Source organism: Corynebacterium fournieri (assembly GCF_030408775.1).
Classification (GTDB): Bacteria; Actinomycetota; Actinomycetes; order Mycobacteriales; family Mycobacteriaceae; genus Corynebacterium; species Corynebacterium fournieri.
In genome coordinates, this window is record NZ_CP047210.1 from 491854 (window position 1) to 510521 (window position 18668).

Consider the following 18668-nt stretch of genomic DNA (forward strand, 5'->3'; position numbering starts at 1 on the left):
CGATGACAAGCCCGACGTACACGGCGAAGAAGGGCACCTACGAGGAATTCCTCGAGGTGTTCGACCCAGAGGTGAATGACCCGACGGACATGTTGTTTAACGGCCTTACCAACAAGGATCCGGAAACCCGCGCTGCGATCTGCAACGACATGCTGGACCGGGGCGCGGATGCGTCGAGAGTCGAGTACGGGCAAAACGCGCTGACAATTCTGTTGGGAAGGCACCGTCATCTGGGTTCCGGTGATGCGGCGCTTACACAAAGGCTTGTCGACGGCGGCGCCGACGTGAACTACCGCGAACGCCGTGGATCGCTGGTGGCGCAGCTGGCAGTCGAGATCCGGGTGGACGACGACGAGCAGCGTCGCCCGCTGTACCAGGCCCTGTTTGGAGCAAAAGAGCTGGATCTGGATCTTCCGTCCAATGCACACGAGCCAGTCATGAGCATCGGCGAGTGGCTGCGCATGAACGCCGACGACCGCCCGGAAAAGCACTATGTCCTCGATGAATTCTTGAAAAGCAGAAGTTACTAGAAGGAGAATCCAATGGCTAGCCCGGTTTACGCCGCCCAAAACGGCACCTACGAGGAGTTTCTGAAGGTCTACGACCCGGAAGCGAACGACGCGACGGAGATGCTCCTCCGCGGTTTGATCAACCGCGACCCGGAGGCGCGCGAAAAGATCAGCAACGACATGCTGGACCGCGGCGCCGATGCGACGGTGGTGGATTACGGGCAGAACACGTTGACGCTGCTGCTCAGCCACGACGATCTCGGCGACGGCGACGCGGCCCTGGTGCAGCGGCTTGTCGAAGCCGGCGCCGACGTGAACTTCCGCGAAAGCCACGGGGACACGCCGATTAAGCTTGCGGTGAAGATCGGGGCGGAGCGTGACGAGCAGCGCCTTCCGATCTATGAAGCGCTGTTCGGCAAGGATGTGGACTTGGACGAGCCGTCAAGTGTCCGCAACCCCAAGAACAAGATCGGCGAGTGGCTGCGCATGTGCGTGGACCACCAGCCGGAGAGGCTCAAGGTCCTCGACGAGTTCCTCACCGCCCGCGGATTCTAGGCCCAGAAGTCGGACGCGTTCAGTCCGAAGCGGTATAGACAGCGGCGCAACAGCGGCATGGACAGGCCGATCACGCTGGTGGGGTCGCCATCAATGGAGTCGATGAACCAGCTGCCCAGCGCCTCCAGGGTGAATGCGCCGGCGCACTCGAGCGGCTGGCCCGATTCGGCATAGGCCTGGATGTCGGCGTCGGAGACGTCGCCGAAGCGGATGGTGGTGGCAACGGTGTCCACCACCCATTCGCCACCGAACCACACCGCGTGGCCCGTGAGCAGCTGCGCAACCTTGCCGCGCTGCGCTTTCCAGCGTTCGACGGTCGCCTCCACGGTGTGGGGCTTGCCCAAAAGCTCGCCGTCGAGCAGCAGCATGGAGTCGCAGCCGACCACCACGTCGTCGGGGTATTCCGGCACGACCACCTCCGCTTTCGCGCGGGCGAGGGTGGAGACGGTGGTGGCCGGAGGTGCGTCGTCAAGCGAGGCGATGAGCGCGTCCTCGTCGATGTGCGCCGGCCGCAACACCGGTGTCACACCGCCTTGTTCCAGCAGCATGCGCCGCGACGGCGACTGCGACGCCAACACCAGCCGCATCAGAAGTACGCCGCCGAATCGAAGGCGTGCGGGTTAAACGTCGTAGCCGGGTGCGCCGCGCCCCAGATATTCGCGTCCGCCTTCACGCCGGCGGTCTTGCGCTCGCGCTGCAGCTGCTCGAGCACCTGCGTCAGCGCTGCGAGCTCCGCGTCGGTGGGGTTGCCCTTGAGTACTTGAATGTCCACGTCAGCCTCCTTCTACAGCGGGATGTTGCCGTGCTTTTTCTGCGCCGGGTAGGCCACCTTGCGCTCAAGCAGGCGCAGGCCTTCGAGCACGCGGGTGCGGGTGGCGTTGGGCTCGATCACGGCATCGACGAGACCGCGCTCGGTGGCAACGTACGGGTTGAGGTTGTCGGCCGCGTAAGCCTCCTCGTCCGTGCCGATTGCCTCGGCGGCGGTGGCGGCGTCGGCGAGCGCGATCTGGGCAGTCGGCCACGCGAAGACCAGGTCCGCGCCGAGGCCCTTGGAGCCCAGCAGCGCGTAGGACGGGCCGAACGCCTTGCGGGTGACCACGGTGATGGTGCCCACCTGGGCCTCTGCGAATGCGTAGGCGAGGGCGGCGGCGCCGGCCGCGGAACCGGAACGCTCCTCCTCCACGGAAGGCAGGAAGCCGGGGGAGTCCACGAACTGGACGATGGGCAGGTTGAACGCGTCGCAGGTGCGGATGAAGCGGGCAGCCTTGCGCGCCGCCTCGCGGGTCAGGCAGCCGGCGAGAACGCTGGGCTGCGTGGCGACGACACCGACGGCACGCCCACCCACGTGCGCGAACCCGGTGACCACGCTGCCGGCGTGCTGGGCGGACAGCTCCAAAAAGTCGCCGTCGGTGACGGCGGCGATGATGTCGGCGACGTCGTAAGGCTGGTTGTCGTCGTCGGGCATGAACGTGTCCAAATCCGCGCCCGAGCCGTCAGCCTCGGCGCCGAGCGGGGAGGCGGCCTTGTTGTTCAGCGGCAGGTAGCCCACGATCGCGCGAGCGAGCTCCACGGCGTCTGCGTCGGTGGCGGCGCTCAGCTGCGCCAGACCGGTCTCGGTCGCGTGCACGGCGTTGCCACCGAGCTCATCAGTGGTGGTTTCCGTCGCGGTGACCTTGCTCACGATGTCTGCGGTGGTCACGTGCAAGGAGGCACCCTCGGCCATGACAGTGATGTCCGCCAGCGGCACCGTCGTGGCGGCCAGCGCGGCCACGTCGCCAGCAACCACCGCGATCTGCGGGACCACGCCGGACGCACGAGTGGCCGCGCGCAGGATCTGGGCCTGCATGTGGGCGGTGACGATGCCCTCTTTCCAGCGCGGACCGGTGGAATCGTAGATGCCGATCAGCGGCACGCCGGTCTTGGTGGCCAGGTCGTAGATCTTCAGCACCTTTTCGGCGTAGACCTCGCCGATCTGGCCGTCGAAGATGGTCGGGTCTTGGGAGAAGATGCAGACCCTTCGGCCGTCGATAAGCCCGTAGCCCGTGACTACGCCGTCGGTGGACGGCTTGGACTTGTCCATCTTGTACGCCTCGACGCGGTGCTTGGCCAGCGCGTCGGTTTCGACGAACGTGCCCTCGTCTACGAGCTTGAGCACCCGCTCGCGGGCGGTGGTGCCGCCAGCTGCGTGCACTGTGTCGATCGCGTCCTGACCGACCGGGGCCTGCGCCTCGTCCAAGCGGTTGCGCAGATCCTCGATGCGGCCCGCGGTGGTGGTCATGTCGGGTTTGGATGCACTCATAACGCCTCAGTCTATGTTCCGTGTGTACGTCATTGCTTATCGACGGCTCCGCGCCGCGTTTCGTTTCCCAGCTAACGCGGCGAATCCTCCTGCCGGTTGTGGGTGAGCACCTGCGTGCCATCGGCTTCGCGGCCGTCGAGGAAGATCAACTCCAGCCGGGACACCGGAGCGCCGAGCGCCTCGCTGAGCGTACGGGCGTAGAGCTCGAGCTGGAGGAAGTAGCTGGCCACGCGTTCTTCGCGTGCGTGACTGTCGGTTTTGTAGTCGGCGATGACCCAGCTGCCACCATCGTTGTACAGCAGGTCGATGTAGCCGTTGACCGCGATGGTGTCCGAGTCCCCGTCCAGCTGCACTCCACGCAGCACCGGCAGCTCGAAGAAGGCCTGCTCCGCGGCGACCGCGCTCTGGTACGGCCGCGAGCGCGAGAACGCGCGGGCGGCGGCGAGCACATCCGCGTACGCGTCCTGAGCCAAGCCGAACTGTGCCACGGCGAGGCGGCACAAGTCTTCGATGCTGCGGTCGCCCGCGTCAGGCAGGCGCTCCATGACGTCGTGGACCGCAGAGCCGAAGTCAGTACCTGTTGCTGTGCGCTCAACGTGCGCGTCAACGAAGCGCGCTGCCGCAGGCACGGTCCAGCCTGCTGCTTCGAGCTGGGAACGCACAGCCTCGCCGGTGCGGCGCTGCGCGGTTGGCACTTCCTCGTCTACGGCCGTGGTGCGGGTCTGCGCGGCGTCTGTGTCCTGGTTCTTCGCTGCCGGCTCTGCGTTCTGGTCCTCGGCGTGGGCGATGGTGGTCACGCCGATTCTCGGAGCGGCACCCGCCGCAGCCGCCAGTGCCGCCACAGCCCGGGTGTGCGCTTCCTCGCGCTCCTCAAGTGGCGCGTATTCGGGGCGCGCCGTGTCGGGCACCTGAATCGTGTCCACCTCGCCGAGGGAGTCGCGGCTGACCAACGAAATTCCCGCCCCCGCAAGCTCTTTCGCGGTGCCGTTTTCTTGCGCTTCAGCTATCACCTCTCGCATCGCCTCCATCAGCGCGGTGCCCTTGGTGCTGCGAAGCTCGTCCGAGTTAGCTCTGGTGCCCACGTGCAGCGGTACGGCGAGGACCGATTCAGCGCGGGTGAGGGCGACGTACATGAGCCGCTTCAGCTCGTCTTGCGCGGCTTGTGCCTCGTAGTCTTTCAGCGGCTCGAAGTCGGGGCTTTGGATAGAGCCGAACTTCAGCTGCGCCACCCGTTTGTCGTCTTTGGAAAATCCCTGCTGCAGGCCCGAAAACCTGTAGTCCTGGCTGAGGTTGGCCACGATGACCATGGGAAATTCCAGGCCCTTGGAGCGGTGAATGGTCATGATCCTGACCCCGTCGGCGTTGTTGTCCAGCACGGGATCGGACGCACCGTTGTTGCTGTCTGCCTGTTCGTCGGCCCAGCGCACGAATTCGCGCAAGCCCAGCCCGGTGGTGCGGGCGAATTGATCGGCCAGGGTGAGCAGCTGCTCCAAGCTGCCCAGCGCATCTTCCTTGCCTTGCGCCACGAAGCTGTCCGCGAGGCCGAACTCGGTCACAATCTCGCGCACGAGCGTGCCCACATCCGTCCCGCCAGCGTTGCGGGAGACCTCCCGCAACCATTGCCTCTTGTTCTCGACCCGGTCGGAGACCGGCTGGCCAAGCGCATCAGCGGCGATCTCGGCGTCCGAGCATCCCAGCAGGGCGGTGCGCAATGCGGCGATTTGGGTGAAGGAGTCCGCAGGGTCGCCGAGCGCGCGCAGCACCGTGAGCAAGTCGTTGATCTCGGGTACCAAAAACAGGCGCGTGGATCCCTCGGAGACGTACGGGATTGCAGCCCGCGCCAGCGCGCGCTGCACCCTGCGCGAATCTGCGTGCGTGTGCACCAGCACCGCGATGTCCGAGTAGCGCAGTGGCTTAGCGACGTCGCTTCCGTCCTCCCCGCGAACGGGTTTGTGGGAGAAGTACTCGCCGTTTGCGTTGCTCACCGCCGCGCGGACGATGGCGACGATGTCTTCTTCCTCCGCCACCTTCCGGGCATCGCTGGCCTTTGCTTGCGCGGCCTCGTCAGAGTAGACGAAGACCACCTTGCCCGGAAGCGTCGCTGTTGTTCCGTCTGGCAGCTGCGCTGACTTGGCCGCCTGGGGCAGCATGTCCTCGTACGACGCCTGCGTTGGGCTTCCCGGCGCAGGCTCAACATCGGTGAAGACCTTGGCAAACAGGGCGTTTACCGCCCCGATCACTCGCTGAGAGGAGCGGAAGTTCTGTGTGAGGTTGACCAGCACGCCTTCGCCGGAGCCGTCCTGGTGGTAGGTGGCTTTGACCTTGTTGTAGTTGTCGATGTCGGCGTTTCTGAACCGGTAAATGGACTGCTTCGGGTCACCGACCATAAACAGGCTGCCGGGGGCCGGAGGTGCGTCGAGAAGCCCGGCGGCAATGACGCGGACAATCTCGTACTGGACGGGGTCGGTGTCCTGGAACTCGTCGACGAAAATGACCCTGTACTTGTCGTGCAGCTCCTTACGGATCCGATCGTTTTCGGGTGCCGTGACCAACTGCTTGGCCAGGAAGATCATGTCGTGATACTCGAGGGTGCCCCGCTTCAGGCGGTCGTTTTTCGCGTCCAGCACCACAGCGGCGAGCAGGGGAGTGACGTGGGTGAGCGCCTCGATGAGACCGGGCCGCGCGCGGGCGCTAAACCGCGCCCGAACGTTTTTGAGTGCTTCGACCACCGCGGCCTTCGGGTCGTCCGGATCAACCTCGAGGCCGCGGCTGGCCAGCTCGGCGAGCACGTGGTCGGGCAGCACCACGGCCTTCCAATTCGGCTTGCGTCCTTTCCTGCCCACGCTGGGCAGCACGGGCTGCCACAGGCCGAGGTCGCCCTGCGCACCGCCCGCGAAGGGCTGGATCAGCTCCAAATACGTTTCCAGGCACTGCAACAGCGTGTCGTCGGGGCTGACACCTTCAGCTGCGGCGTGCAGCTCCTGCAGTAACGCGAACTCTCCAGCGACGAATTCGGCGTCGTTTGCAGCAAACCAGCGCGGCTGCGCAAGCGTGGGGTCAAGCTCTCCCCACCGCTCATCCATCCACCGGGCAGCCTCGCCGATCGCGGACATGCGAACCCCGTAGCCGAGCAGGGTTTCAAGGTCTCCAGCAATCGTGGACGGGTCGATGTCGATGCCGAATGCGTCCTTGAGCCTCGCAACATCTTCCGCGGCGCGCGGATCGCCGGCGATAAGTTGCGTCAACGTTTCAATCACCCGGTCCGTGCGCAGGCTGGCATCCATCTGCTGCCGCAGCTCGTCCACCTTGTCCACCTTGGGCGGCAGCCCCGCCTGCAGCGGATACTGCTTGAGCAGACGGAGGCAAAACGAATGCAGTGTGCCGATCGCTGCGCCGGGCAGTCCTTCAAGCGCGGCCTGCGCGCGACGTTTCACCTCTTCGGGGTCGGCGACCTTTCGGAACGTGGTCTCCTTCCCGGGGAAGGGGCTGTGCTTCGCCTCGCGTGCAACCTGGGTCAGGGCTGCGCGCAAATCGGAGACGAGCTTGCCGCCGGCGGCCTCGGTGAAGGTGATGGCGGCAATTTGTTCGATGGTGATCGCGTCGTCGACGATGAGCGTCAGGATGCGCTGAATCAGCGTCGTGGTCTTTCCCGAGCCCGCGCCCGCTTGGACGAAGACGTTGGTGCCGGTGCTCCACTGGATGAATTCCCTGCCGTTGATGTCAGTTTGCAGGCTGTCGCCGGCGGCGATGTCAGCGGGGGTGAGGTAGGTAGGGCGTGCAGTCATGTTCAGTTCCTTGCTTCTGCCTCGGGGTGTTGTGGATCAACGGTGTCGTCGAACGGAGTGGTGATATCGAGCGGAGTCAGTTCCTGCTCTGCTAACGCTTCGGTCACTACCGTGTACTGCGCGCGGCCGATGCGCACCTCTGCGTCGTCGGTCCACAACGACTTCGGCAACGCATGGGGAGGGAAGGTGCCCGCGGCGATGTACTGGTAAATGTTCGCCAGGTTCGTTCTCAGCGTGGCAATTGCCTTGTCGTCGATGTCGAGGTGTGGCTGGCCGTCTTCGTCCTCCGGCGCTTGGAAATACCAGTACCGTGCCTGCACCGCTTGTACTGGAGGTTTTCCCTCTACAGCTTCGGCGATCTGTGGAAACCAGCTGGCCGCGTCGGGATCCGGGGCGTCCACGAATCGGTGGTGGACTGCCCAGCCGTAGAGCGCCAACTGGAAGTAGTGCTCCTTTGCCGGATCCCCGGTCGGTGAGCGTCTCAGCGCAGACGCGACGTCTTTGTGTTTGTTGCCGGTCTTGTAGTCGGTGATTCGGATTTCGGTGTAGGCAAGCTGGGATTCGTCTGCAGCTGTCGGCTCGACGACGCGGTAATCGACCCGGTCGATCAACCCCCGAAATTCCATCGCGGCGGTGCTGCCGGCGCCCGTTGGCACGTGCAGGACCGGGGCGGGATAGTCGCTGCCGTCGCGGCTGTTGCTGCCGAAGGCGAGTTCGGCGGCAATCGGCCGCCAGCCTGCGCGGTACTCAGCGCGCTCTGTGGCGTACCAGCGGTCGATGTCGCGCCACAGGTTGGTCTCAAACCCTTTCCACACTGCTTCGTTGACGCGTGCGCTCCGGTGGTCTTGCAGCGTCTCGGCGACAATGGTTTCGAGGGCGCGGCGGCCGGCCCCGTCCCACCACTCAGGATCATCTGGCGCGGTGGCGTCCCCACCGAGCAGGACCTCTTTGGTCCAACGCTCGAAGATGACGTGGTAGAGCGTGCCGCGTTCTCGCGCATCCATGTCCAGCGTGTGCACCCGATCCTCGAGCTGGTAGGCGTCCAGCACACGCTCGATGAAGAAGAACTGCGGCGAGCGGGTAAACAATTCCAGCGCGGAGTTAGAGATCTGCTTGCTCAAAAACTGCAGGCCCACCTCACTTCGCGTGTACCCATTGAATTCTGCGCCCTCTGACTCGCCGGCGGCACCGGTATCGCGGTAGCCCATGATCTCGCTGTAGCGGCTGACGTGCTCATCTGCCTGGCCGTGCGCGGTGCGCACGAGCGACAGGTCCGCCGCGCCCACTGGCGTGATCTGCCCGGTAAGCAGCATGGTGCTCAGCGGTGGCATCGCTACGATGCCGTCGGCGGGGCTGTCTGCGGCAGTGGAGAGACTCAGTCCGTGTGCCTCCAGCTCCTCTTTGGACACCCATTGGGACGGCTCGGTTCGTCCCGAACCGTCCTGGTGCGAGCGCGGATGGGTGATAACCGCGTTCGGTGCGCAGCGCAGTGCCGCGTCGAGAGCGCGCCGGCGTACGCCGATGAACGCCTCCGCGCTTAAGTGGGACTGTGTCTCGGTCACCGTGGCGCTGGGGGTGATGGAGCCGGGCAACGCGTCGTCCAGCGCACCGACGATGAACACGGTGTGGAGGTTTCGCCCCGTGAGTGACTCCAGCGCACCGATGCGCACCAGCCCGCGCGTTGCTGTTGGCTGCGCCTGTTCAAACAGTGGGGCAACAGCGTCGACTGCGCGTGCTCTGTGCACAGGCCCTTGCTGGCGCTCTAGAGCGCGGAAGAACTCTTCTTCGTAGACCGTTTCTTCGCCCCTCGGGTTGCGCAGCCAGCGGCGGGCAACCGTGCGCAACGCGTTAGCCATTGTATTCCAGTCGGAAGCGGCCCAGACTGTGTGTAGCTCATCTGCCAGCGTGTTCACCCAATGCACAACCGCGGTGGCCTGCTTTTCCAGCTTGCCTGAGGCAATCTCTTTCGGGTGCCAGTCCTCGCCGGCGTAAAACTGCTGGTCCGAGTTTCTGCTCACCCGGTCAAAGTCCACGATCCACGGAGACTGCGTCTCTTCCCCGCGGCTGAGTACACCGGTGGATAATAGCGCTGCCAGGTCGCGGCGGTTCATCTCTTCCGGATCGATCCGCAGAATGAGGCTCAGCGCCCGGAAGTAAGGGTTTTGCGCCCACACGGAAGTGGCCGGTGCGTGGTGGGAAATGCCGGCCTCGTTGAACGCTCGCACGAGATAGGGCAGTGACGCCTCGCTGCAGTAGCCGACCGCAAGCTCGTGCAGCTGGGCACCGTCGTCCAGCGCCTTCGCCACGGCGTCGGCGACGTACTTCGCCTCATCCAACTCCGCGACGAAGGAGCGGTGCTCCACTGTTGCAGCAAACTCTCCGGGCTGGATCTGGACTGACTGGCCGGCAATTTTTTCCAGCGCCCACTCGGATAACGGGTCCAGTGCAATATCTCCCATGACGATAAGTTGCCGCTCGGCGGCGAATGCAGCGGCGGCGTCTACGGCTTCTGGGAAGGTGTAGAAGCGGTGAGACAGCTTCGCCAGAATGCCGTTTGCAAGCTCGGCGCAGATCCGCGGCAACTCCGCATCCTGGTGTTGGCTGCGCCAGGGCTCGGGCAGCGTCGACAACGTGAACACCGCGTCCGTGAGCCCCTCGAGCGTGGCGGCCGACTCGTTGAGACCTTTGCGGTGGAAGACGGTTTGTGTTGGAGCGTCCGGTCGCAGTGCGGCCGCAACCTCAGCCGCGACCTCGGAGCGCTGTAGGCGAGGCTTGGCCAGGAGAGCAGCGGCGCTGTGGATGAATACCTCCAGCGGTTGCACCTCAACGTTGACAAAGGGCTTGTCGGATTTTGCAAGCGCTGAGGTGACGTCATCTACTGCACCCGGACCGCACAGGACGGTGACGGGGGTGAACGGGTCGGTGCTTTTGGCGCTTCGAACTGCGGAAACAAGGCGGTCGCTGAACTGGCTGCTGCGGCTGCGGAAACTCTGCGCGGAGGTCATGGGCACGACGCTAGTCGACGGCTCCGACACCGGGGCCGGGGAATGCTCCGACATCGAACAAAAAAGGGAACAGGTGTGCGAATGTCGGTGGCCGGTGTCGGCCCCGTTTCTAAGTTTCTCGGTGCAGCGCAAAATTCAGCCGAAAGGACCCAGCCGTGTCTGACCACCCGACCCCCGCATTGTTCGCCCGCATCTCGCACAAGCCAGTCGCCGCCATCCACCACGTCGCCCGTCTCACCGGCGAGTCACCGTGCGTGGACATCGCAGCTGCGGTCAACGGCCGCACCATGTTTCTGGCGGCGGAGCCTGTGCGTGACCACGCTGACGTGCACCGCGTCCTGCTCAACGCGCTCAAGCGGGTCTGGGCCCACGCAGACGGCGGCCTTGCGGTATACGGGCTTCCGGTGGAACTGCGCGAGGTAGCGCAGTTGGACCCGGAATTTCGCGGCATCGAGTTTCCAGCTACCACCACAGGGCGCATGCGCGGCACGTGGGAAGCATGCCGCGCGAGCTTCGCCGCCATGCAAGAAACCCTCTACGCCAAGCCGCTGCCGGAAAAGGCGCCGGCAGCCCCGGTTCACCTGACCATTGCCACCGACGCGTCAAAGCAGAAGTGCTCCAACGTCGTCGGCATCGCGGCGGTGAGCACTTCCGGCCGCATCGCTACCGCCAAGGTCAACTCCTCGAAGGTGTTGGAAGGCGAGTTCGCCGCGATCGAGCTTGCGCTGTCGACCGTGCGCGGCAACGTGGCAAGTGTCGAGGTGCTCACCGACTCGTTAAAAGCAGCCCGCTACCTCAACATCATCCTCGATGGCGCGCTGACGCAGCGCCCCGGCAGCGGGCCGGAAGAAATTAAATGTCTGCGCCGCTTGGCGCGCGTGCGCCGCAACGGCGTTGACATCAGCGTGCGGTGGGTGCGCGGGCACAACGGCCACCCGCTCAACGAGCTGGCACACCGCAGTGCTGTGACTGCGCGCCGGAACGCGCAGTGGGACCTGGAGGGCACCCCGCAGATTGCGCACCTGTGTGAGGAGCTCCGCCAGGTCGTTGCGGTGGGGTAACTAGCGCTCCCAAACGCGGTGGGACGCCAGCAGCTCCTTGACCGGCTCGGCCGCCGCATCCGCGGAGTCGACGACAGTGATGCCCGGCTGGTCTGCGGGAACGCGCGCGGCCTCGAGCGCCTGCTTGCCTGTCTCGCCGACGGCGATGATGGCCTTCTTGTGGCGCTCAAACTCGCCCAGCATGGTGTCCACGTCGGGCGTCGCCGGCGGGTTGACCACCACGGCAGCGTCAAACTCGATGGAGCTTGCGGTCAGGTAGGTGCGCGAGATCGGGGTGTCCTTTCCGCCCAACTTCACTGTGCCGCCCTTTTCTGCAACCAGGAGCGGGGTGGTGCCGGCGGCGGAGAGCTCGTCGACAAGCTTGCCCACGGCTGCGGCCTCGTCGCCAGCCAGCTCGGTGGAGATGAGCACGCCGATCTGGCGGCCGTCGATAGGCCAGGTGCCACCCATCTGGGACAGTGCCTCAGACGGTGTGACGTCCGCGACCTCCTGCTTCGCCGGATGCGCCAGGCCCAGGTTGTCGGCCACCGTCTCAGCCAGAGCCTGGTCCACGTGGGCGAGCACCTCGAGGTAGCGCGTCTTCACGGACTCCTCGTAGCACTTGCCCAGCTCAAACGACAGTGCCTGGGTCAGGTGCTCCTGCTCCACGTCGTTCAGGGAGATGTAGAACAGGCGCGCCTGGGAGAAGTGGTCGTCGAAGGACGCCGGGTGCTCGCGAGTGATCTCGCCTTCCACGGCGACGGGGACGTCGATAAACGCGCCCTCGTCCTCGGTCGCCTCGGACGGTGCGCCGCCGTCGAGCGTGTTCGGCTTGTACGGGGCGACGCCGGTGTGGGAGGCCACCTGGTGCATGCCGTCGCGCAGGTTGTCATTGACCGGCGCCTGCGGCCGGTTGATCGGCAGCTGCGCAAAGTTCGGCCCGCCCAGACGCGAAATCTGGGTGTCCAGGTAGGAAAACAGGCGGCCCTGCAGCAGCGGGTCGGCGGTGACGTCGATACCCGGAGGCAGGTGGGACGGGCAGAACGCGACCTGCTCAACTTCCTCGAAGTAGTTGCGCGGGTTCTTGTTCAGCGTCATCGTGCCGATGACCTCCACCGGAGCGAGCTCCTCCGGCACCAGCTTGGTCGGGTCGAGCAGGTCAATGCCCTCGAACATCTGGTCCTCAGTGTCCGGGAAGACCTGCACTCCCAGATCCCACTGCGGGAAAGCGCCGGCCTCGATGGCGTTGTAGAGGTCGCGGCGGTGGAAGTCCGGGTCCATGCCGCCGGTGATCTGCGCTTCTTCCCAAACCTGGGAGTGCACGCCGAACTTCGGCTTCCAGTGGAACTTCACCAGGGAGGTCTCGCCCGCGTCGTTGATGAAGCGGAAGGTGTGGATGCCGAAGCCTTCCATCATGCGCAGCGAGCGCGGGATACCGCGATCCGACATGTTCCACAGCGTGTGGTGGGTGGCCTCGGTGTGCTGGCCCACAAAATCCCAGAAGGTGTCGTGTGCGGACTGAGCCTGGGGGATCTCGCGGTCCGGGCGGGGCTTGCCCGCGTGGACGACGTCCGGGAACTTAATGGCGTCCTGGATGAAAAAGACCGGGATGTTGTTGCCCACCAGGTCCCAGTTGCCCTCTTCGGTGTAGAACTTGGTGGCCCAGCCGCGGGTGTCGCGCACGGAATCGGCGGAGCCGCGCGAGCCCAGCACGGTGGAGAAGCGCACGAAGACCGGGGTCTCGGCGTCCTTCTTGAACACCTTGGCCTTGGAAATCTTCGAGGCGTTGCCGTTGGCTACGAACGTGCCGTGCGCACCCACGCCGCGGGCGTGGACGGCGCGCTCCGGGATGCGCTCGTGGTCGAAGTGGGTGATCTTCTCGCGGAAGTGGTGGTCCTGCACTAGCAGCGGGCCGCGCTCGCCGGCGCGCAGGGACTTCGAAGTCTCGCTCAAGCGCGCACCCTGGGACGTGGTCAGGTACTCGCCCTGCTGCGAACGCGGGTCCGCGTCGCTGGCGCCGATGTGGAACGGGCAGCCGGTGGGGGACACGGCGGCCGGGCCCTGCTGTTCCGGCGCGTCCTGGGGCGGGTTTTGGTTCTTGTCGGTCATCTCAATCCACCTCTTCGTTGATATGCGGGGACGTGGCCGAGGGTAGGGGCGTTCGACGTGGGTGTGTCGGACAAGCATTCAAGATCGGCGGTGGAGTGCGCGGTGGGCGGAACGAACGTCGACAAGCAATATGCTCGGGGGCATGACTGTGCGCGACATTCAAGCCATCCAGGACGCGGTGGAGCAATACTGGCCGAACGTGCGCTGGGTGGAATCCACCGGCTCTACAAACGCAGACCTGCTCAAAGAAGGTGCACCGGGCACCGTGCTCATCGCCGACGAACAAACCGCGGGGAAGGGGCGCCTGGGCCGCCAGTGGGTCTCGCCGAAAGGTTCCCAGCTGGCCATGAGCATGGTGGTGGAGGTGGGCGCGACCCCGCCGCCGTTCGGGCTGCTGTCCATCGCTCCGGGGGTGGCCGTGACCGACGTGGTGCCGCAGGCGCAGCTGAAGTGGCCCAACGACGTGCAGATAGGCGGCAAGAAGATCGCCGGCATCCTGTCTGCGCTGGACATGCCGCGGGTGATCGTGGGCATCGGCATCAACGTGGCCATGCGGCGCGAAGAGTTGCCGGTGGAGACTGCCACGGCGCTCAACCTCGAGGGCATCGAGGTGGATTTCGACGACTTCACCGCCGACATCCTGCTGGCCATGGGCAAGAGGCTGACCCAGTGGCGCGAGGGCGACCCCCAGCTGCTGGAGGACTACCGCGCGGTGTGCGCCACCATCGGCCAGCAGGTGCGGCTGGAAATGCGCGAGGGGGAAGAGACCGTCCGCGGCATGGTCACCGGGGTCAACGACCAGGGCGAAGTGCTTATCGACGGCGCCGCGTACTCGGTGGGCGACGTCCACCATCTGCGGCCGACGTCCTAGGTGTGCAGTACCCTGCCTGGTTATGTCCGGCAAAGCACCGTTTCGCGTTGGCGGGGACGAAGTGGTCCTCGCCGACGTGTGCGCGCCGATTTCCTCGCTGACCATCCCGCTGTTGGAAGTCGTAGCCGTCACCGGCGTGGCGTGGATGGCTATCGGCTGGATGGACGTGACCCCGCACGTGGATGCGGGCATGCGCAACATCGTGGTGCTCGTCTGGGCGCTGTTGGTGTTGTGGCGGTTTGTCCTCCCGCTGGTGGCGTCGCGAAGGCGGCGCTTCATCCTCACCGACAAGCGCATCCTCGCCCGCGGCCGGCGCGGGGCAGTGGATTCGATCCCGCTGCGCCAGATCCATTCCGTGCGCCGGGAGCACGGCGGGTTGCAGGTGGCGGTGTACGGATACGCGCAACCGGTCGTGTTTGAGCGGGTGGGCCGGACCCGCGCCGTAGAGAAGGCGGTCCAGCGCGCACTCACCGGGCAGCGCCAGCGTTAGGCGCCGGGTGCGCCGCTAGCGCGTCGCCTCGTCTTTGATTTCGGTGGTGTGCAGCTGCTCGTCCAGGTCGTCGGGGGAGAGCTGGCCGCCCAAAAACTCCGCGGTCACCGGCAGGTGCAGCTCCATGTCGGTGCCGGGGCACAGCTCGATTGTGGCTTCGTCGACTGTGTAGTCCAGCACGTGGCCGCCGCGGGAGTGGGCGTCGTCGATGAAGTGCACGTGGCAGCCCGGCACGCCAATGCCCTTCGCGTATGCGGGGGTGCGAAAGCCCCCGATGACGCCGTCGACGTCGGTGAAGACGTGCTCGGCGTCATCGGAGACCGCCTGCGACATCGGCGGGTAGGGCTTTTCCTGCTTGGTCACGGTGCGCACGCGGACCTGCTTGAACCGGCCGGTGATTTTCACGGCGGTGAAGAAGTTGTGGCTGGGCTCGGCGTCGTCGATGAACCTGGCCAGCTCGGAGCGCAACATTCCTGCGGGCGCGTCGAAGCGCAGGCGGGGCACGAAGTTGGTCACCACGGTAAACGGGGTGCGCTGGTCCAAATCGGCCACGCGTGCCTTGCCGTCGGAGGTGAGCTGGTGGCACACGCCGTCGAGGATGAGCATTTCGCCGTCGAGGGCGTCGAAGGTGCCGAGTCCGAAGTTGCCTTTGCTCAAGATGTCGCCGATGGAAAGCTCGCCGTCGTAGATGCCGTCGAGCAGCGCGGTCATCAGGGAGTTCTGGAAGATGGTGTGGCGGGCGATCGTTGCAGACATGGCTGCGATGCTAGTCGGAGGGGCGACTAGAGTGTGCAGGGTGAGTAACGCCTATGGGATGCCCGTCGTCGCCGTCATCGGCGACGGCCAGTTGGCACGGATGATGCAAACGGACGCGATCGAGCTTGGGGTGGACACCCGCGTGCTCGCCTCGAGCAAGGAGGCTTCCGCGGCGCAGGTCTTCGGCGACGTGCGCCTCGGCGATTACACCAAGTTGGAGGATCTGCGGGCGGTCACCGACGGCGCGGATGCGGTCACGTTCGACCACGAGCATGTGCCCAACGAGTACGCGCAGATGCTTATCGACGGCGGCGTGACCGTCGAGCCCCGCCCCGACGCCTTGATCTACGCCCAGGACAAACTCGAGCAGCGCACCCGGCTTTCTCAGGCCGGCCTGCCCGTGCCGGCCTTCGCCGCGATCGAGTCGAAAGCGGATGCGGAGGCGTTCTGGGGCGAAAAAGACGGCCAGGTGTGCCTGAAGGCCACCCGCGGCGGCTACGACGGCCACGGCGTGTGGTTTCCGAAGTCGAAGGATGAGTGCGCCGAGCTGGTGGAAGAGCTGCTCGGGCGCGACCTGCCGCTGATGGCGGAGCAAAAGGTCGCGTTCACCCGCGAGCTGTCCGCCATGGTGGCGCGCAACCGCTCCGGCGACGTGCGCGCCTGGCCGGTGGTGGAGTCGCGCCAGGACGGCGGCATCTGCCGGGTTGCTATCGCACCTGCGCCGAACATGTCCGCCGAGCTGGCGAAGCACTGCGAGGAGCTGGCCGTGCGCGTCGCGGAGGGCCTCGGCGTGACCGGCGTGCTGGCGGTGGAGCTGTTCGAGTACGAGGGCGAAAACGGCCCGGAGGTCAGCGTCAACGAGCTGGCCATGCGCCCGCACAACACCGGCCACTGGACGCAGGACGGGTGTGTGACCTCCCAGTTCGAGCAGCATCTGCGCGCGGTGCTGGATTGGCCGCTCGGGGCCGTCGACACGCTGGCTCCGGCGACGGTGATGGTCAACACCCTCGGCGGCGACGAAGACCCGGACACCCCGATGGCCGAGCGCGTCGTTGCGGTGATGCGTAAGTACCCGCAGGCCAAGGTTCACCTCTACGGCAAGGACCACCGCCCAGGCCGCAAGATGGGCCACATCAACGTGTGCGCGGACAGCGTCGACGAGGCGCTCGCGGTGGCGGAGGACGCCGCGCACTACATCATCCACGCAACCTGGAAGGACTAGACAGTTGGCACAGCCGCAAGTTGGCATCATCATGGGCTCCGATTCGGACTGGGACACCGTTGCCCCGGCCGCGGAGGTACTCGCCGAGTTCGGCATCCCGTTCGAGGTGGGTGTGGTCTCCGCGCACCGCACGCCGGAGAAGATGCTGGCCTACGCCAAGGAGGCCCACACCCGCGAACTCAAGGTGATCATCGCCTGCGCCGGCGGTGCGGCTCACCTGCCGGGCATGGTCGCCGCAGCCACGCCGCTGCCCGTCATCGGCATCCCGCGCGCACTGGACACCCTCGACGGGCTGGATTCGCTGCTGTCTATCGTGCAGATGCCGGGCGGGGTTCCGGTCGCGACCGTGTCCATCGGCGGCGCGAAAAACGCGGGCCTGCTCGCCGCGCGCATCTTGGGGGCGGACGACCCGTCGGTGCAGCGCCAGATGGTGGACTACCAGGCCCGCATGGCCAGCGAGGTGGAGCGCAAAGACGAGGCGCTGCGCCAGCGCCTGATGGGTGAATAGCCCCATCGTCGTTTTGGGCGCCCGCATCATCGACGGGCGCCCGTCGCGCATGCTCGAATTCCGGCTGCGCAAAGCACTGCAGGTCTGGCAGGCCGCACCAGCTCCGTTGGTGGTGTCCGGCTCCGGCGAGGCGGAGGTGATGGCCGACTGGTTGCTGGCCCGCGGGGTGCCGGAGGCGTCGATAGTTAAAGAGCCGCAGGCGCGCTCCACCAACGAAAACCTGGAGCGCTCCCGGGCACTGTTCCCGGAAGCGGAGTACCTGACTGTGGTCACTAGCAGTTTCCACGTCCCGCGCACGCGGGTGTGGGCGTGGCACTTAGCCATTCCGGTGCGCGTGATTGCCGCGCCGACGCCGGAGACGTCGCGGATGAAAAACTACGCGCGCGAAGTGGTGGCGCTGCCGCATTCCGTCACGCGGGTGGTTTGGCGGCGTTTCGTGCGCCGCGTTTTTGGGCGGTAGCCGCCGGGGTGAACCCGCAGCCCTGGGACCCCTACTTCTGCACGCCGGGCAGCTGAATGCCCAGGTGCGGGCCGGCGAAGTACAGGCCGGCGGTGCCCAGGGTAGCCACGATGGCGAGGATGCCTGCGAGCAGGCCCGCGAAGCGCTTCGCGTTATCCACCTCCGCCTGGGTGAAGTCGGAGCTGCCCGGGCCGGACGCCTTTTGGACTGCAGTGTTCGGAGTGTTTGGGGTGCCCGCCGGTGCAGCGGTGGCCGCCGGAGCGAAACCGCCTGCCGCCACGGCGACAGCGAGTGCGGGGGCGATGGCGCGGCGGGAGATGGAGCGGGTGAGCATGGGCAGGTCCTTCGTCGGCGTTGGCGGGTATATCCGCCACAGAATAGCCGATGGAGGGCTACTGCCCGTCAATGAAGCGGGTGACTTTTTCCGCCTCGGCGATCTCCTGCAGCCGCTCGGCGGAGACCAGACCCGCTACGACGACCACGGAACCGCCCGCGGCGATTGGGGCGAGCACGGAGCTGACGAATTCTTCGGTGGTGTGCCAGTCCTGCACGAGGTAGCGCTCCGCCTCGACGCCCGGGGCCGAAAAGGAACTCAGCTCTGGGGAGGAGCCGAAGTAGGCGTCGCCGTAGAAGCGCACGGTGGGGCCGAAGTCGACGGTGCCGACCGGCAGTTCACCGCCGGCTTCCACCACGCCGCGGCCGAACGGGTCGTCGGAGACGACCACGCAGTCCGGCACGTCGCTCCACCGGGCGGCGCCGTCCACAGTGGTGAAGACGACGTCGGGGGAGGGGGTGCCGGAGGCGTCAATAAGCGGAGTGCGCGAGGAGTTGAACGCGCCGATGGCGATGACGGCCGCCTGCCAGGACACGGGCAGATCGATGGCGATGCCGCCCTCGATTTCGAATTCCTCGTCCAGCATGTTGGCCACCTTGCTGGCCCAGTTGTCCAGCGTCTGAGCCGAGAAATCCATGCGCACGCCGCGCGCGTCGTCGTAGACGGTCAAGCGCGGTGCGGCGGGATCGGTCTGCATCAATGGTGCGAGCATGCTCATGCCCGCC

Annotated in this window: 17 protein-coding genes; 8 read left to right on the forward strand and 9 right to left on the reverse strand. The window is 66.0% G+C overall.

Annotated elements, in window-relative coordinates; all coding sequences use genetic code 11:
* The first annotated feature begins 2 nt into the window (after positions 1–2).
* Both CFOUR_RS02410 and CFOUR_RS02415 read left to right on the forward strand, forming a co-directional pair.
* The gene (locus tag CFOUR_RS02410; RefSeq protein ID WP_085957712.1) at positions 3–530 is read left to right on the forward strand and encodes a hypothetical protein; all 528 of its coding nucleotides are present in this window, start codon (positions 3–5) and stop codon (positions 528–530) included.
* 12 nt (positions 531–542) lie between these two features.
* Positions 543–1064, forward strand: a complete 522-nt coding sequence (locus CFOUR_RS02415; RefSeq protein ID WP_085957713.1) for an ankyrin repeat domain-containing protein — start codon at positions 543–545, stop codon at positions 1062–1064.
* On the opposite strand, the gene CFOUR_RS02420 is transcribed toward CFOUR_RS02415, so the two are convergent.
* The 5 genes from CFOUR_RS02420 to CFOUR_RS02440 all read right to left on the reverse strand — a co-directional run bounded on the left by CFOUR_RS02420 (position 1061) and on the right by CFOUR_RS02440 (position 10153).
* Positions 1061–1651, reverse strand: a complete 591-nt coding sequence (locus tag CFOUR_RS02420) for a Maf family protein (protein ID WP_085957714.1) — start codon at positions 1649–1651, stop codon at positions 1061–1063. The genes CFOUR_RS02415 and CFOUR_RS02420 overlap by 4 nt on opposite strands.
* Entirely contained in the window at positions 1651–1836 is a 186-nt protein-coding gene (locus CFOUR_RS02425) for an acyl-CoA carboxylase subunit epsilon (protein WP_085957715.1), read from the reverse strand. Before CFOUR_RS02425 ends, CFOUR_RS02420 begins: the two co-directional genes overlap by 1 nt.
* Before the next feature lie 12 nt (positions 1837–1848).
* A complete protein-coding gene (locus CFOUR_RS02430) occupies positions 1849–3363 on the reverse strand; it encodes an acyl-CoA carboxylase subunit beta (RefSeq protein WP_085957716.1) in 1515 nt (504 codons plus the stop codon).
* Between the two features lie 71 nt (positions 3364–3434).
* Positions 3435–7148, reverse strand: a complete 3714-nt coding sequence (locus CFOUR_RS02435; protein WP_085957717.1) for a UvrD-helicase domain-containing protein — start codon at positions 7146–7148, stop codon at positions 3435–3437.
* 2 nt (positions 7149–7150) lie between these two features.
* Entirely contained in the window at positions 7151–10153 is a 3003-nt protein-coding gene (locus CFOUR_RS02440) for a PD-(D/E)XK nuclease family protein (RefSeq protein WP_179154829.1), read from the reverse strand.
* Positions 10154–10308: 155 nt separating this feature from the next.
* Between CFOUR_RS02440 and CFOUR_RS02445 the strand changes: the two genes are divergently transcribed.
* Complete coding sequence (locus tag CFOUR_RS02445; RefSeq protein ID WP_085957719.1) at positions 10309–11214, forward strand: RNase H family protein; 906 nt, start codon at positions 10309–10311, stop codon at positions 11212–11214.
* Here the strand turns inward: CFOUR_RS02445 and CFOUR_RS02450 are convergent, their stop codons facing one another.
* Positions 11215–13302 carry a catalase gene (locus CFOUR_RS02450; RefSeq protein ID WP_290179841.1) on the reverse strand — a complete coding sequence of 696 codons (2088 nt, stop codon included), beginning with the start codon at positions 13300–13302 and terminating at the stop codon, positions 11215–11217.
* A gap of 142 nt (positions 13303–13444) precedes the next feature.
* Here CFOUR_RS02450 and CFOUR_RS02455 point away from each other — a divergent pair, with 142 nt between their 5' ends.
* Both CFOUR_RS02455 and CFOUR_RS02460 read left to right on the forward strand, forming a co-directional pair.
* Positions 13445–14173, forward strand: coding sequence for a biotin--[acetyl-CoA-carboxylase] ligase (locus CFOUR_RS02455; protein ID WP_230471816.1), 729 nt, complete (start codon positions 13445–13447; stop codon positions 14171–14173).
* 22 nt (positions 14174–14195) lie between these two features.
* A complete protein-coding gene (locus tag CFOUR_RS02460) occupies positions 14196–14663 on the forward strand; it encodes a hypothetical protein (RefSeq protein ID WP_085957722.1) in 468 nt (155 codons plus the stop codon).
* Positions 14664–14678: 15 nt separating this feature from the next.
* Here the strand turns inward: CFOUR_RS02460 and budA are convergent, their stop codons facing one another.
* Entirely contained in the window at positions 14679–15419 is a 741-nt protein-coding gene (budA, locus tag CFOUR_RS02465; RefSeq protein ID WP_085957723.1) for an acetolactate decarboxylase, read from the reverse strand.
* A 58-nt stretch (positions 15420–15477) separates the two neighbouring features.
* Between budA and CFOUR_RS02470 the strand changes: the two genes are divergently transcribed.
* Genes CFOUR_RS02470 through CFOUR_RS02480 form a run of 3 tightly spaced genes read left to right on the forward strand, consistent with a single transcriptional unit; the run spans position 15478 to position 17609 of the window.
* Positions 15478–16641, forward strand: a complete 1164-nt coding sequence (locus tag CFOUR_RS02470; protein ID WP_085957724.1) for a 5-(carboxyamino)imidazole ribonucleotide synthase — start codon at positions 15478–15480, stop codon at positions 16639–16641.
* A gap of 31 nt (positions 16642–16672) precedes the next feature.
* On the forward strand, positions 16673–17149 hold the full coding sequence (gene purE, locus CFOUR_RS02475; protein ID WP_085958447.1) for a 5-(carboxyamino)imidazole ribonucleotide mutase: 477 nt from the start codon (positions 16673–16675) through the stop codon (positions 17147–17149).
* Between the two features lie 49 nt (positions 17150–17198).
* A complete protein-coding gene (locus CFOUR_RS02480) occupies positions 17199–17609 on the forward strand; it encodes a YdcF family protein (protein ID WP_230471896.1) in 411 nt (136 codons plus the stop codon).
* Positions 17610–17640: 31 nt separating this feature from the next.
* Here CFOUR_RS02480 and CFOUR_RS02485 read toward each other — a convergent pair whose 3' ends face one another.
* Both CFOUR_RS02485 and CFOUR_RS02490 read right to left on the reverse strand, forming a co-directional pair.
* Complete coding sequence (locus CFOUR_RS02485; RefSeq protein WP_290179845.1) at positions 17641–17943, reverse strand: hypothetical protein; 303 nt, start codon at positions 17941–17943, stop codon at positions 17641–17643.
* 58 nt (positions 17944–18001) lie between these two features.
* Positions 18002–18661, reverse strand: coding sequence for a TIGR03089 family protein (locus CFOUR_RS02490; protein WP_085957726.1), 660 nt, complete (start codon positions 18659–18661; stop codon positions 18002–18004).
* Between the last annotated feature and the right edge of the window lie 7 nt (positions 18662–18668).

Coding starts and splice junctions, on each gene's coding strand:
- purE (WP_085958447.1), top strand. CDS start 16,673: ATGGGCTCCGATTCGGACTGGGACACCGTTGCCCCGGCCGCGGAGGTA.
- CFOUR_RS02480 (WP_230471896.1), top strand. CDS start 17,199: ATGCTCGAATTCCGGCTGCGCAAAGCACTGCAGGTCTGGCAGGCCGCA.
- CFOUR_RS02460 (WP_085957722.1), top strand. CDS start 14,196: ATGTCCGGCAAAGCACCGTTTCGCGTTGGCGGGGACGAAGTGGTCCTC.
- CFOUR_RS02490 (WP_085957726.1), bottom strand. CDS start 18,661: ATGAGCATGCTCGCACCATTGATGCAGACCGATCCCGCCGCACCGCGC.
- CFOUR_RS02485 (WP_290179845.1), bottom strand. CDS start 17,943: ATGCTCACCCGCTCCATCTCCCGCCGCGCCATCGCCCCCGCACTCGCT.
- CFOUR_RS02440 (WP_179154829.1), bottom strand. CDS start 10,153: ATGACCTCCGCGCAGAGTTTCCGCAGCCGCAGCAGCCAGTTCAGCGAC.
- CFOUR_RS02450 (WP_290179841.1), bottom strand. CDS start 13,302: ATGACCGACAAGAACCAAAACCCGCCCCAGGACGCGCCGGAACAGCAG.
- CFOUR_RS02415 (WP_085957713.1), top strand. CDS start 543: ATGGCTAGCCCGGTTTACGCCGCCCAAAACGGCACCTACGAGGAGTTT.
- budA (WP_085957723.1), bottom strand. CDS start 15,419: ATGTCTGCAACGATCGCCCGCCACACCATCTTCCAGAACTCCCTGATG.
- CFOUR_RS02420 (WP_085957714.1), bottom strand. CDS start 1,651: ATGCGGCTGGTGTTGGCGTCGCAGTCGCCGTCGCGGCGCATGCTGCTG.
- CFOUR_RS02455 (WP_230471816.1), top strand. CDS start 13,445: ATGACTGTGCGCGACATTCAAGCCATCCAGGACGCGGTGGAGCAATAC.
- CFOUR_RS02430 (WP_085957716.1), bottom strand. CDS start 3,363: ATGAGTGCATCCAAACCCGACATGACCACCACCGCGGGCCGCATCGAG.
- CFOUR_RS02410 (WP_085957712.1), top strand. CDS start 3: ATGACAAGCCCGACGTACACGGCGAAGAAGGGCACCTACGAGGAATTC.
- CFOUR_RS02470 (WP_085957724.1), top strand. CDS start 15,478: ATGCCCGTCGTCGCCGTCATCGGCGACGGCCAGTTGGCACGGATGATG.
- CFOUR_RS02435 (WP_085957717.1), bottom strand. CDS start 7,148: ATGACTGCACGCCCTACCTACCTCACCCCCGCTGACATCGCCGCCGGC.